The sequence below is a fragment of the Bacteroides sp. genome (assembly GCF_052357945.1).
Lineage (GTDB): Bacteria > Bacteroidota > Bacteroidia > Bacteroidales > Bacteroidaceae > Bacteroides.
Window position 1 is genome coordinate 1 of sequence record NZ_DAWCXD010000144.1, and the last position, 12042, is coordinate 12042.

The 12042-nt window shown below is 37.3% G+C and carries 19 protein-coding genes; all 19 read left to right on the plus strand.

What is annotated here, in order from left to right; genetic code table 11:
- Positions 1-1518 precede the first annotated feature (1518 nt).
- Positions 1519-2283, plus strand: a complete 765-nt coding sequence (locus tag ACT8YW_RS18865; RefSeq protein ID WP_118520463.1) for a hypothetical protein — start codon at positions 1519-1521, stop codon at positions 2281-2283.
- The gene (locus tag ACT8YW_RS18870; protein ID WP_444106771.1) at positions 2252-3076 is read left to right on the plus strand and encodes a hypothetical protein; all 825 of its coding nucleotides are present in this window, start codon (positions 2252-2254) and stop codon (positions 3074-3076) included. The genes ACT8YW_RS18865 and ACT8YW_RS18870 overlap by 32 nt, the downstream gene beginning before the upstream one ends.
- A 48-nt stretch (positions 3077-3124) precedes the next feature.
- Positions 3125-3391, plus strand: coding sequence for a hypothetical protein (locus ACT8YW_RS18875; RefSeq protein WP_444106773.1), 267 nt, complete (start codon positions 3125-3127; stop codon positions 3389-3391).
- A 592-nt stretch (positions 3392-3983) separates the two neighbouring features.
- Positions 3984-4478, plus strand: a complete 495-nt coding sequence (locus tag ACT8YW_RS18880) for a hypothetical protein (protein ID WP_444106774.1) — start codon at positions 3984-3986, stop codon at positions 4476-4478.
- A gap of 18 nt (positions 4479-4496) precedes the next feature.
- On the plus strand, positions 4497-4880 hold the full coding sequence (locus tag ACT8YW_RS18885; protein WP_444106776.1) for a hypothetical protein: 384 nt from the start codon (positions 4497-4499) through the stop codon (positions 4878-4880).
- 134 nt (positions 4881-5014) lie between these two features.
- Entirely contained in the window at positions 5015-5482 is a 468-nt protein-coding gene (locus ACT8YW_RS18890) for a hypothetical protein (RefSeq protein WP_444106778.1), read from the plus strand.
- 22 nt (positions 5483-5504) lie between these two features.
- A complete protein-coding gene (locus tag ACT8YW_RS18895; protein WP_444106780.1) occupies positions 5505-5795 on the plus strand; it encodes a hypothetical protein in 291 nt (96 codons plus the stop codon).
- A 22-nt stretch (positions 5796-5817) separates the two neighbouring features.
- Positions 5818-6216, plus strand: coding sequence for a hypothetical protein (locus ACT8YW_RS18900; RefSeq protein ID WP_444106782.1), 399 nt, complete (start codon positions 5818-5820; stop codon positions 6214-6216).
- A 13-nt stretch (positions 6217-6229) separates the two neighbouring features.
- Positions 6230-6673 carry a JAB domain-containing protein gene (locus ACT8YW_RS18905; protein ID WP_444106784.1) on the plus strand — a complete coding sequence of 148 codons (444 nt, stop codon included), beginning with the start codon at positions 6230-6232 and terminating at the stop codon, positions 6671-6673.
- 15 nt (positions 6674-6688) lie between these two features.
- Positions 6689-6895 carry a hypothetical protein gene (locus tag ACT8YW_RS18910; RefSeq protein ID WP_444106785.1) on the plus strand — a complete coding sequence of 69 codons (207 nt, stop codon included), beginning with the start codon at positions 6689-6691 and terminating at the stop codon, positions 6893-6895.
- A 381-nt stretch (positions 6896-7276) separates the two neighbouring features.
- Positions 7277-8302, plus strand: coding sequence for a hypothetical protein (locus ACT8YW_RS18915; protein WP_444106787.1), 1026 nt, complete (start codon positions 7277-7279; stop codon positions 8300-8302).
- Between the two features lie 189 nt (positions 8303-8491).
- On the plus strand, positions 8492-8863 hold the full coding sequence (locus ACT8YW_RS18920) for a hypothetical protein (protein WP_444106789.1): 372 nt from the start codon (positions 8492-8494) through the stop codon (positions 8861-8863).
- Positions 8863-9111: a hypothetical protein gene (locus ACT8YW_RS18925; RefSeq protein WP_444106791.1), complete on the plus strand. Its 249-nt coding sequence runs from the start codon at positions 8863-8865 to the stop codon at positions 9109-9111. Before ACT8YW_RS18920 ends, ACT8YW_RS18925 begins: the two co-directional genes overlap by 1 nt.
- A complete protein-coding gene (locus ACT8YW_RS18930) occupies positions 9108-9500 on the plus strand; it encodes a hypothetical protein (RefSeq protein ID WP_444106792.1) in 393 nt (130 codons plus the stop codon). Before ACT8YW_RS18925 ends, ACT8YW_RS18930 begins: the two co-directional genes overlap by 4 nt.
- Positions 9493-10128, plus strand: a complete 636-nt coding sequence (locus ACT8YW_RS18935) for a hypothetical protein (protein ID WP_444106793.1) — start codon at positions 9493-9495, stop codon at positions 10126-10128. Before ACT8YW_RS18930 ends, ACT8YW_RS18935 begins: the two co-directional genes overlap by 8 nt.
- Positions 10129-10203: 75 nt before the next feature.
- A complete protein-coding gene (locus ACT8YW_RS18940) occupies positions 10204-10389 on the plus strand; it encodes a hypothetical protein (protein WP_444106794.1) in 186 nt (61 codons plus the stop codon).
- A gap of 24 nt (positions 10390-10413) precedes the next feature.
- Positions 10414-11298, plus strand: a complete 885-nt coding sequence (locus ACT8YW_RS18945) for a hypothetical protein (protein ID WP_444106795.1) — start codon at positions 10414-10416, stop codon at positions 11296-11298.
- Positions 11299-11336: 38 nt separating this feature from the next.
- Positions 11337-11669, plus strand: a complete 333-nt coding sequence (locus ACT8YW_RS18950) for a DUF4313 domain-containing protein (RefSeq protein WP_444106796.1) — start codon at positions 11337-11339, stop codon at positions 11667-11669.
- A gap of 16 nt (positions 11670-11685) precedes the next feature.
- Positions 11686-11982, plus strand: a complete 297-nt coding sequence (locus ACT8YW_RS18955) for a hypothetical protein (RefSeq protein ID WP_444106797.1) — start codon at positions 11686-11688, stop codon at positions 11980-11982.
- Positions 11983-12042 lie beyond the last annotated feature (60 nt).

The following is a 12042-nucleotide window of genomic DNA, read 5'->3' on the forward strand; positions in this document are numbered from 1 at the left end:
AATTTTTCATTCGGATTTTAACATTTTTATGATAAATCTAATCAACTCTTGCATATAATTAAGACCATCGACTCTGGACCAGCTCTGGTGTACGAGGGATTAGGTGAGTATCTGTAATTGATTTGTAGGATCTCATTCTGAGATCGTATTCTGTTTGATGTGACATTTTGGTTTGTCCTCCTGTTATTTATTGCTAAGGTTTACGAGTTATTGATGTGTTATTTAATGTTGTTGAATGATCAAAACAAGTTGTGGATATTTGGATTTTGTAGATTTTCTTTGCATACTGAGTTAATTTAGCTTGTTTTGATAATGAGATAATAGCATAGGAAGATGGATTTGTCAAGAAAAGAAGTTAAATTAACTGAAATATTTGAGATTATACGATTGAAAATATGGACGGTAGATGGGGTTTGGAGGGTAGTGTGAGGTGAGATTTGGGGAGCGTGGAACAATATGGGCGGTGATTATAGGAGTTTGGCGATGTGGGGAGCGTTACATTTTAATAGGAAGAGAGGGCGTATTTTTCAGGTCAGTGTGGAAGTTAACCGGCTTAGGTCTTTCTGGGTAATTTTAGCCCATTTTGGCGTTAAAAGTACCCCCATTTCCAGTAATTCCAATTACTGCTAATTTTATGCATAATATAGCTAATTTTATGCATATATACATGTTTTATGCACGAATTATGTATTTATATGAATAAATATTCTATAACTTTTTTATACATTTTCATTTTTAGACAAATGGTTTTGGTATTATATAGTTGTCCGAAGTGACGGTAAACACTTGAGCGGTTCAATTGAATATCGCGAACATGCAAATGCATGTGATATGTTCAATGCCCATATGGGGCGCGTATCATAAGTAAAAGCATTTTCAAAGTATTCCGTAGTATCGCAATTATGACGCTGATTTTTCAGCAGTCCATCCCCCTTTATCATACAGGGCTAAAGTGTGGTTCGTGATAGTCGCTATCAAGAAATGAAAATGCGACAGGGAATAACAACCCTATATCAATGTTACCATTTGTCGAAAAGGCGTTCCCATGGAAATTTCTATGTGAATGCGGTATGTTCAATCTAAGTGGTGGACAAACGGACGGCTTGCGCTAATATAGGCAGGAAAAAAGTTTTGAAAGTCGCTGAAAAGCATGGTAGGCAATAACCCTAACAAGGGGGCGCGGAAAAGCGTCAGAGTACCGTAGGTGGGCGGTATATACGAATGAATAAAGTAGTAGTTCGGTCATATGCAAAAGGATGACAGCACGTAGCCGGCTAAATAGGCACGAACCGGTTTCAAAGTACCGAAGTAGGCACATGGGAAAAGCGTGACAATTCCAACGTGACGCAGACTCCCGTAAAAGTGGTATATCGGATTTTTATTCGGTATATTGAATATCGTATTATGTACGGCATTCCCTATCATAAAACGGGTAAAAAGAATATCAGCAGGCGTGTTAGTAACGCCATGGGCGCGAAAACAGTCACACTAAAATATGAAAAATGAGAGGTAAATACTATGCTTAAATCAGAAAATATCGTTATTCGTGTATCTAACCAGAAACCAGAAACCATGGATAAAATTTCTAATTTCGTCCACTATCTTTGCTGGTCAAGTGAACATGAGAAATTATCAGGTGCATTCTCAAAAATGAGAGCTATGATTGAGTCCACCTTTCCAACCGAAGACGTAAACACAATTGAAGATGTTTCCAAATTGATTCTCGTTGATGGTCTGGATGTTCAGAAATTTATTGACACCCGTAAAGAGCTTGTAAGTGTAAAAGCTATTCTTACAAGCCTTAACGAAAAGGGTTGCAATAAAATAACCTTTTCTGACCTTAACAATACTGATAAAATCTTCCTGACACTTCAGGCACACACAGCAGTAAAAGCCATTAAGCTTGACAAGTCTATTCTTGCAAAAGAGGACGGTACAAACTACGATTTCTCACCACTTATTGAAAAGTGGGTAAAAAGCGGTCAGGGACTGTCAAATATTAAAAAGTCACTTTCAAAAGTGTTTTCTAATATTGTGGGAGAAGAGGGTGATTTATTCTATCCGGTCAAGGTTAAAGGTGGCGACATTCCAGAAACCGATATCAGGCAGTTTTTCGGGGCGTTCACGGGTAATGCAGGACGTTCTGGAAAAGATAAAAAGGGTGTTTATACATGGGTAACTGACTATTCAGAAAAACGTGTATTAAACGCGCTAACAGATTTATTTGCGGTAATTTTTGAGTCTGGAAATTGTGAGACAATCAAACCAGAAGAAACAAAGTAATAAAAAAGAGGGTGTGAACCATCTTTTTTATTGCGCAAAAATAAAATTAGAAAAGAGGGTTTATATCATGGGTAAAAAAGGTTTGAAAGTGTATACAAAAGTGTGCACAAAGTATAATACATTATTTGAAGGTTTCGCAGTTCCAAAAGGCGCGATTTATGGACGTATTTTAGTTCCGTATACAGATATCGACGGCGTAACAAACGATTATGTTTTCTTTGTTTGTGATAAACCAAAAACATTAAAAACGCGCATGTTATACGTTCATATTATGAAACGTGAATGGAATAACAACGCTACATGCGCCATAAAACGCATTACATGGCACGATGCTAAAGTAGGTGTTAATCATCCTATATTTACCGCAGTACGTGAAAAATGCGCTGAAATAGGCGGTTACCCTAAAGTAACAACCTTTACAGACCCACGTAAAGAGGCTGTAAAAGAGGCTGAAATGTATAGCCAAGTAGCACATTCCGCGTGTAAAGTACGTAAAGCACAAGAGCCACAGGCTCGATGCTATAAACAGTCAATGGTTGACGGTAAAGGTTACTCTATTGACTGGGAAGCTGAGATTCAGGCAACGCCAGAAGAGGGATACAATGGTTTGCCTGTACAGTATCCGAACGGCAAAAAAGCCGCTAGTTTTACATCTTTTGAGGGTGTTACTGATACCGAACAAGCAACACGTAGGGACGGTATGAAAGTTAATCAGACTAAAATCCGTCCTGAGAAAGAAAAGAATACCAAAAAAATTGTGATTAAAATTAATGGTATAACCATTGATTGTTAATTCATCCGGTGATATGATAAGGAGGTGATGCATTGGAGGTGAATTAATATGAATAATAATTTTGAATTTAAAGACTGGTCTGTAAACAGGCGCGCAAGAGCGTTAGACCATATGGATCAGTACATTAGGAAGATTGTCAATGTTGATGGACCAGACTATTTTTTCTGGGAAAATCATGGTATTGGCAACAAGTCTGATGAAGAGGTGTTAAAGATTGCGGCAGACGATACAGCTTTTATCAATGCGTTGTTTGCGTTCTATTTAACAACCGCTTCAGATAGTGATGTATTCACTATCAAAAAAGAGCGTTTCTAGTAATAGTGCGCTCTTACAACAAAATAATACACTGCATCAAAGAGAGTATCCATATACTCTCTTTTTTATTGCAAAAATTTCGGAGGAATAAACATCATGTTATCAGACATCATCAAACATCACACATTCCCAAAGTACCAAATCTGCCTGATCACACAGTCGGGCAGATCCGGTACAATATTACATCACTTGTACACATCACCACGTACAGGTGCGACGTATTTTAGTCGTAATCATGCGAATAACTACACGCATGAACAGGCGACTAAAATATTACAAAATCTGCCATATCCAGACGCGTTTATCCAGTCTGAGTACGACTGCCATTACCGCGAGACAGATGAACACGGTAATATTAAAGATTACATGTGTGCATAACAGCACATAAGTAATAAGTAACTAATCAACCATTAAACTTGCTATCCCTTATTCCTGTGAGGAACAGGCTATTTCCCAACGGAAATTGCAAGGTCGAACCTTGATAAGGGATTTCTCTATGCCCTTCTATAATGCCTATGAAGAGTATAGATTTTACCAACGAAAACTAAATATGAGGTTATGCCTAAACCAAAAGGCAGAGAAGGAGAAAATCATGACAGAAATTAAAACAAATGAAACAATTAATGTTTTCCCATGTACATACATACTTATCAGTCGAGCAATTCGTCCTCTCGATCATGAAACTATAACAAAAATATGTCAACAGGATGAAAACTTCCAAAAACGTGTTTTAGATTTCCTTATCAACATATGTGGGTCTAGTGTATATACAGACATTGAATTTCAAGACTGGTCAGAATATGAACCTGATAAATCCTCTAATGGTGGTTGTTATAGATTCAGTAAACATTACTACTACAATAAAGATTCAGATTTGTGGACACTACAATACGAAACATCCGCAGATATGGAGTATTGTCCTATATGTGGACACTTTGGAAATCATGAAGAATATGATGACGATACATTCATCGGTTATTCTTGTGGTAGTGCAAAAATAATCTCATCTACAAAAATGATTCAAACCGTAATTAGTTTTATGCTTAATTACAAAGATGATACTAATCATATTATGTTGGTTAGATAAAATAAGGAGGAATTAATCATGAAAAATAATACAATTAAATCATTCGATCATTTTGTATCTCATAACTTTTTCGGATACAGCGCCCATACGCTGTACCAGGAACTCTGCCATTCATATCCGGCAGAAGTAGCATCCCAGTGGGTGTATGTCAATATCTGGCATGCATTCATTGACCAGAGCACACCTGAAGATATTGATATTGCTCGCAGAGTAGCATGTATTATCCATCATGATCTATCTCTCCTTGATCGTGCTCTTGCAGCTCGTGATTGGATTGAGTACTGTATGGCTACTCAGGAATATGAGCGCCTTGCAGTATTAATTGACGAGGCACTTGACCTCTATATCGACAGAGTAATCAGCCTAGACGAGTTCAAGTTGATTGTATCTGCCGCTCAGTAAATAACAGTTAAATTATCCGTCGGTCTATATGATTTTCCTTGACTGGCGGATTTGAAAAACGGAAACAAATTTAGAATCAATTTTTCTGGACGGGGTACCCCCATGTACAGGGAAATAAAAAGGAGAATAAAACCATGAAGAAAAAATTATTCACAGCAATTATCACACTTGCAACAATCACACTTACATCTTGCCAGCCGATTCCGGCAAGCGAAACAGAAAAAATCTTTACTGATGGATCCGAAATCACATCAATTGAAACTACGGAAACCGGTGCACTCTATACATTTACAGACGGAACCGGATACTATCATGAAGAAAATGAAATTCCGGAACTTTCAAATGTAAATGGTCTGTATCCACTTACCGGAATTGTTACAGAAATCGAATATGACGTAGAATCGGAAGTTGATGAAGTAACAATCACTTGCGCGAATGGAAACCGATTCTCATGGTACGCAGATTCTAGCGACTGCTGGGAAATAAATGACCTTGCATCCTGTATCATGGATAGCAAGGAAACTGCAATTGTATATGATGATGAGGTGCTGCTGGCACACTATGCCGGTGGACTGAAACATTTCGAACAGTATAAAAATTAAATTAAACAGAAGGGAGATAAAAATGACCAGAGCAGAATACAATCAGCGTGTGATCGTGCGCAAAAAACGATCAACTCTTATCAAAGGCAGCTTAGGAATAGCTGCTTTTTTAATATTCGCAAGTATTGTCGGACATATTGATTCCGATGCATATGCCGGAATCCATTCTGTCAAGGGAACCGTGTCTGCATTCGGGAATTATATCCTTGATGAAAACGGTCATACCTATGATGTGACCGGATTCCAGAACGGAGCAGACGTAACAGTGAAATTAGACAAGGAAGGAAACATCCTGTCAATTACAACTAAATAATAAAAGAATAAGGAGAACAGCCATGAAGAAAATCGAAAGAGAAGCAGAATACATTGCTTCAAGAGAACCAGATAAAGAAGCCCGTTATTATTTCGGACAGATTAAAGATATCCTGAACCTCATCAAGGCAAAACAGTTGCCGGACGGAAGATTCTCTGATGATGAGGTATCTCTGTTTGAAGAGCTGTGTCACACATTCAATATCAGCATGGCAAAGCAGACTATCGAAATCAAACAGAAAGCTGTCAATTCGGACCAGGAAGGGACAGCAATCGTATCTGTATCATGGTTCAACGGAGAACCTTCCGCAGTAAAGGCATTCGTAGAATCATTAGATAATGACTGGACATATGTTCCGGTATGTCTTGTAGATACGCTTGTAGCTAGAAATTTTGTCACATATGCAAGAAAGGCAAGGTGATTATATGTATTCAATGGAAACTTATCTTGATGATGATAGACTTCCGGTTATTGAGAAAACAAAAATATGCGAAGAGAAAGTAACACTCAATAATCCCGAACTAATATTTAATTTCTTAAATAAATATCTTCGGCTAGGGAACCGGACTGAGGAATATGTGTACCTAATGTGTTTTGACACAAAATCACACCCATTAGGCTTATTTGAAATTAGCCATGGGACTGTGAATTCGGCAGTATTATCCCCAAGGGAAATATATATGAAAGCTCTATTATGTGGTGCTGCCAATATAGTTATGGTCCATAACCATCCCAGCGGAGATGTTTCCCCGTCTCAGGTAGACATGAACGCTATGGAAAGAATTAAATCCGTAGGTGAATTATTGTCACTTCCCTTAATGGATTTTATTATATGCGGAGATGGTTACTTCTCAGCTAAAAAGCAATCACTTATTTAGAAACGAGGTGATCACATGGAACACAAATATAAACTTCGGATTTACTACAAGTCCGGTTCTCAGAAGGGAAACTTAAAAAGAGAAGAGTTCTTTTCAACCAAAGAATCCATGCAGCAGAGATACAGAGAATTGTTTAAGCCAAGAGAATATTCGCTAAATCCCACAGCATGGGAAAAAGTAAATGAAGAATGGCTGAGAATGTTCAACATGTCAGCCGCATAAGTTGTGCAAATATCAACGGTCGCAAGCTCTATGCAATTTAATCAAACAGAAACGAGGTGTATACAATGACAAAAGGAAACGGAAGTATTGGTTCCATTACAACTATGGGAAATCTTCCTTTATATGGATGTGTAAACCCATGTAGAAAAATTAATACAACATACAAATCTCGAATTAATTGGAAGATGGAAATTAGAACCTTAATGAGAGATTTTAGTTTTCCAAAAGATATAATAAAATCTGTTATTCGGACAACGGAAATCGAATGTCCACATGAAAATGCAGACATGAAGTACGATCATGCTTGGAGAAAATTCTGGACATTGATCGGTTAAAAACTAAATAAAAATTAAATTAAACAAGAGAAAGAGGTAGAAAACAATGTTAAACTATAACGAAATTGAAAGAGCACTTACAAACGGAGCAACAGAAAGCAAAGTAATTACTAAACTTTTCAAAGACCAGACAGCATACAACACGGTGATGAGTAACTGTCAGCGAATTGGTGGAAAAAGATTTTGCTGTATCCCGCTTGAATTGTTAGAAATCGACGAAGATTATCAGAGAGTATACTGTATTAATATGGAAAAAGTATATTCTTTGGTACGCAAATGGGACTTCAACAAATGTGAGCCAGTTCTGGTATCCCCACATCCAGAAACAGCAACATTTGCAGTAATTGATGGTTCACATCGTATGCTTGCTGCCGGAATCAGGAAAGAAAAATATCTTCTTGCGGTACTTACTGAAGGATTATCAGAAGATCCTGCTGTAAGGAAAATTGAAGAGGCAGAATTATTCTCAGAACAGGGAGAAGATGTTGATCATCTGAGTCCTTCCCATAAACACAGAGCTTATGTAACTAGAGGGATTAAGAAATACTGTGTATTGGATAACTGTATTAAGGAAAGGAGACTATTATTAAATATCCATGAATTAAAGAATCTTTCAAAGGAAAAGCAGGATTCCTTAAAAGCAGCTGATTATAGAGTATTAAGTGGATATTCAGCAGCATTGCAGGCTGCATCACTTGTTAATGGAGAAGAAATTCTTAATAATGTATTTAATATCATTGAAGATGCAGGTTGGCATACAGCTGCTAATGGATATGGAGCCAATGTTATCTGGCCGGTTAAAAGTGTTTTAAACCTGCATGACAATGATCCACAGGTTGTCAAGGCAATTGTATCTTTATTCCGTCCAATTGAACCAGATACATTCTTTGCCAAAGCATATGCAAAATATCCTGGTCGCAAAGAAAAAGAACGTCTCACTATGTATCTGGAAGAAGAGGTCGCCAAGAGATTAGGAATCCAGCCTATGTATACCGGCGGTGACTTAAGAAAAGTTACTTCTGCAATTAATAGTCAGCGCCACTATAAAGCAACCGGAACAGAAAACAAATAAAACAAATTAAATTAAGCATAGTATAGCACTTGCATTTTAGTACCGTAAGTGCTATACTCTGCTCAAAGACAAACGGATGTTCGATATCATAATTCAGCTTCGGCATATGCGGCGTGAAATTTAGAGCCGCTCTCCTTCTAAATCGTAGCTGAATTATGCTATTGAGCATAAGAATAGGAGAGAAAGCAAATGAATAAAGCAGAAGCAAAAGCAGTAGTAACAATTCCAATGAAGGGAAGATATTTTCTTCATAAGAACGGAAGTATTATCCCGGTCACAGACATCATCAATGCAATCTATCTCATGACAGGAGATGAGAAAATCAATGAATGGGATCCGGATCTTGAGTTCTATATTCGTACATTCTTTGGAAACATTGTAAGGGAAATGTCTCCGACAGAAATCACAGTACCAAATTTCTTGAAACATCACGAAAAAGTGAAAGCAATCAGACTGTATTATCACATGCACAATACAGAATCTAATAAATGCACACTGGTAGAAGCCAGAGATTATGTGGAACAGTTGAAAACAAAAATGAAAGAGAGAGGTGAACTGTAATGGAAAAAATTAAAAATGCAGTAAAAACAAAAGAATATGCAAAATTTCATATGGAAACAATCGTAGCGCATAACGGTATCCTAGTTGATATCGTTGTGTCTGAGTCCTATGAAGAAACCGAATTTGACAAAATCATGGCCGACTGTAAACGCCAGGAAGAAGAACGTGAGCGTGAACGACGTAGAACCGAAAAAATTAAATTAATCAACCTGTTCACAGGAAGAAGAGAAAAGAGGGAAATCGCATGATTACAAGTAATAAAATGCCGGAGCTGGCAGCTACAGATATTGTAAAATTAAGAAACGGTAAGATCGGGATTGTGTTAGGAAATAAGAATTCTAATAACCATCTTGCCATTTATACTAACAATACTATGTGTGTATCTTGTGAAGACTATTTAAGTAATTATGAGTCAAACAGACATAATAATGATCACAACCTTGACATTATCAAAGTATGGAAATCAAATTGTGAAAGGCAATATGCTTTAATTAATGAATTCTATATAAAAAACAATGCTCCAACATACATGGATCCTGATTGGGAAGAACCTACAACAATGACCATAAAGGAAATTGAAAAAATTATCGGCCACCCGTTCACGATTATTGAAGAGGAGGCAAGTGAAGATGAGTGAAGTATTATCATTCGCCGGATGGAGACCAGGCAATCCGGATCAAATCATCCCGTGGAAAGAGAAATTCGATGAAGAATGTAGCGACGGAGGCCAGTTAACATTACTGTCAAAAGAAATCTATCAGGCAGAAGCGGATGAGGATATGCCTGCCTTTGAATATCGCTATATTATTAAAGCAATGGATCTGCAGGCATTTGGATCAGATCAGAAGACAATTTGTTTCCGCTTATATATGTGTCCATTACGTAAATACTGGGAATCAGAATCATTAAAAGGTCTTTCAGAAGATAATAATAAAGACTGGTTCTTCGAAGATGCAGCAGATTCAGGTATTCTTCCGTATATAGGAGAAGAATATTTAGATTATTCAGATGATGATGTTTCGCCGGATGAGAACGGTAATAAATGGTATGATTACTTTTATCATATTACAGACTGGTCTAAAGCAAACGAAATGCTAAACATAATTACAACAGTCTTAAATCCAATGAACGATACTCGCGGTCACGGCCTTGACCAGGTATGGAACCAACTGGGAAACACTGGCTGGGATTTACTTGAATACATTTTGAACGGAAAAAATTGTGTTGACGCGGCATTATCAAGACTGAATAACTGCAATAATTAACTTTACAATACGAGAGAAGAATGATATATTGATTATAACAAGCTAAATTAACTATATATAAGGAGAAATAACGTAATGAAGACAAAAGCAGTCCGCAGCCAGAGAATCGCATGGCTGTTGAGGAAAGAGGGATTTAAAATTCTTGGCATCACGCCAAATAGAAGACGTCCAAATCTGGATGTTTATATATTTGAAGCAACACCAGAGTTATGTGCTTCACTGGATACTCATATCCAAAATAAAGACAACAGAAGAGATTAACGAAAGCAAATCGGAGGAAAAATCATGAGTGAAAAAGAATTTGACCGAGGGAAATGTTTTACCTTCTTTGCTTCGTATAGGAAACAGGGCGAAAGAATAAAAGAAATTCTTGGGTCGGAGAAAGCTCTGGAATATTATGAGGCGGTCATAGACTACGGTTTATACGCCAAACCAATAGACAAAGAACTTCTATTATATATAGGAGATACCTTGCTTGAGACGATTGATTCATCCCAAGAGAAGCGGTCACGAGCATTCGGTGAGAACATGACCGTCACTTTATCTATACTAGAACTGAAGCGTGACCATCCGGAGTACTCACAGAATCAGCTCGCGCAGGAGCTGAAAACAAGCAAAGGCAAAGTTAATAAAGTGCTTACAAAGTACAGGGATGGCGAATACGCAGATTTGGTTGACTTTAACTTGACCATAAATAAGATTGAATATGACCCCACTGGTCAGGTAATATGGCCATCTGGTTCCGGTACTGGTACTAATTATAATATTAATAATAATTATAATAATAATAATAATAGTACCGACCGGTACCGTGACCACCAGCGTGACCGCTTGGATGGTCTGGTAACCGGCTCGCTCGTAGAGGTCGCTGACGCTCCAAATATTGTCGCTTCCGCTCCTAACTCCGCTGACGCTGCGCGCTTACGCTTGCCGGATGATCTGCCGGAAGATATTAAAAATATAAAATTCGAAGCGAAAATAGATGATAAATCTATGTTAGAGGTTATGGATCGCGATTATCGTGATTATCTGGATGATTTGGAGACTCATGAGGATATTAGAGACAAGCTTATCGAGAAGTTTATTACCGGATTCTATTGTGGTGACAAGAATCCGGTCACAAGATATGCTGAGTTCTTGATGAATCATTATGATACAAAGCGAAATTAAATGAAGATAATATCACATGAAAATAAGGAGAGATAAGTATGGGTTTTTTAAATGTTAAAACAAATTATTCAACATACAAGAATTGTATGCTACGTTTAGGAAGATATATGACAGATGGAAGTCTAGCTGTTGAGATTTACAACAGACAGGATGGAGAAATTGCAAGACTGACGACTTGCTTATGTGATCCTACATTACCGGAAGATATGGCATATGTGGACACAAATAATTGCCCTTGGGCGGTAGCTTTCCTTGAGGAAAATGGTTTGGCAGAGAAGACAGGGAAAACAAAAAGAAGTGGATATTGTGTTTATCCGGCAATGAGATTTAACAGAGAAAAAATAGCACAGTTTGAGGAAGAAGAAAATTAAATGGAGGTGAAATAATATGAGCGCAACAGTGCCTATGTCCGTATGGAATAATGTACAGAAATATTTCAAAGAACATCTGAATGATAAATACGACCTGCAGGACGTGATCCGTTACAAAAGTCCGTTAGATTCATATTTATATATGGTCATTGCAAGACACAAAAATTATCCAGAACTCAAGGCATCTATAGGTGGTGAACCATGGGCTGTATGGACTACTTGGAATGAGTCTACACAGTCATTAAATGGTGGTAATTATGACATCAAAACATATGAAGATGCTTTGAGAATATCTGAAGCAAGAAGAAAATAAAGAAGAGAGGAATAAATAAATGCCAAAATTAATCAAATATAAAAAAATAAAACATAGAAT

Excerpts from the sequence above, each read along its gene's own strand:
- ACT8YW_RS18955 (WP_444106797.1), top strand. The coding sequence starts at position 11,686 with ATGAGCGCAACAGTGCCTATGTCCGTATGGAATAATGTACAGAAATAT.
- ACT8YW_RS18935 (WP_444106793.1), top strand. The coding sequence starts at position 9,493 with ATGAGTGAAGTATTATCATTCGCCGGATGGAGACCAGGCAATCCGGAT.
- ACT8YW_RS18930 (WP_444106792.1), top strand. The coding sequence starts at position 9,108 with ATGATTACAAGTAATAAAATGCCGGAGCTGGCAGCTACAGATATTGTA.
- ACT8YW_RS18920 (WP_444106789.1), top strand. The coding sequence starts at position 8,492 with ATGAATAAAGCAGAAGCAAAAGCAGTAGTAACAATTCCAATGAAGGGA.
- ACT8YW_RS18900 (WP_444106782.1), top strand. The coding sequence starts at position 5,818 with ATGAAGAAAATCGAAAGAGAAGCAGAATACATTGCTTCAAGAGAACCA.
- ACT8YW_RS18910 (WP_444106785.1), top strand. The coding sequence starts at position 6,689 with ATGGAACACAAATATAAACTTCGGATTTACTACAAGTCCGGTTCTCAG.
- ACT8YW_RS18865 (WP_118520463.1), top strand. The coding sequence starts at position 1,519 with ATGCTTAAATCAGAAAATATCGTTATTCGTGTATCTAACCAGAAACCA.
- ACT8YW_RS18890 (WP_444106778.1), top strand. The coding sequence starts at position 5,015 with ATGAAGAAAAAATTATTCACAGCAATTATCACACTTGCAACAATCACA.
- ACT8YW_RS18940 (WP_444106794.1), top strand. The coding sequence starts at position 10,204 with ATGAAGACAAAAGCAGTCCGCAGCCAGAGAATCGCATGGCTGTTGAGG.
- ACT8YW_RS18905 (WP_444106784.1), top strand. The coding sequence starts at position 6,230 with ATGGAAACTTATCTTGATGATGATAGACTTCCGGTTATTGAGAAAACA.
- ACT8YW_RS18875 (WP_444106773.1), top strand. The coding sequence starts at position 3,125 with ATGAATAATAATTTTGAATTTAAAGACTGGTCTGTAAACAGGCGCGCA.
- ACT8YW_RS18925 (WP_444106791.1), top strand. The coding sequence starts at position 8,863 with ATGGAAAAAATTAAAAATGCAGTAAAAACAAAAGAATATGCAAAATTT.
- ACT8YW_RS18915 (WP_444106787.1), top strand. The coding sequence starts at position 7,277 with ATGTTAAACTATAACGAAATTGAAAGAGCACTTACAAACGGAGCAACA.
- ACT8YW_RS18880 (WP_444106774.1), top strand. The coding sequence starts at position 3,984 with ATGACAGAAATTAAAACAAATGAAACAATTAATGTTTTCCCATGTACA.
- ACT8YW_RS18885 (WP_444106776.1), top strand. The coding sequence starts at position 4,497 with ATGAAAAATAATACAATTAAATCATTCGATCATTTTGTATCTCATAAC.
- ACT8YW_RS18945 (WP_444106795.1), top strand. The coding sequence starts at position 10,414 with ATGAGTGAAAAAGAATTTGACCGAGGGAAATGTTTTACCTTCTTTGCT.
- ACT8YW_RS18950 (WP_444106796.1), top strand. The coding sequence starts at position 11,337 with ATGGGTTTTTTAAATGTTAAAACAAATTATTCAACATACAAGAATTGT.
- ACT8YW_RS18895 (WP_444106780.1), top strand. The coding sequence starts at position 5,505 with ATGACCAGAGCAGAATACAATCAGCGTGTGATCGTGCGCAAAAAACGA.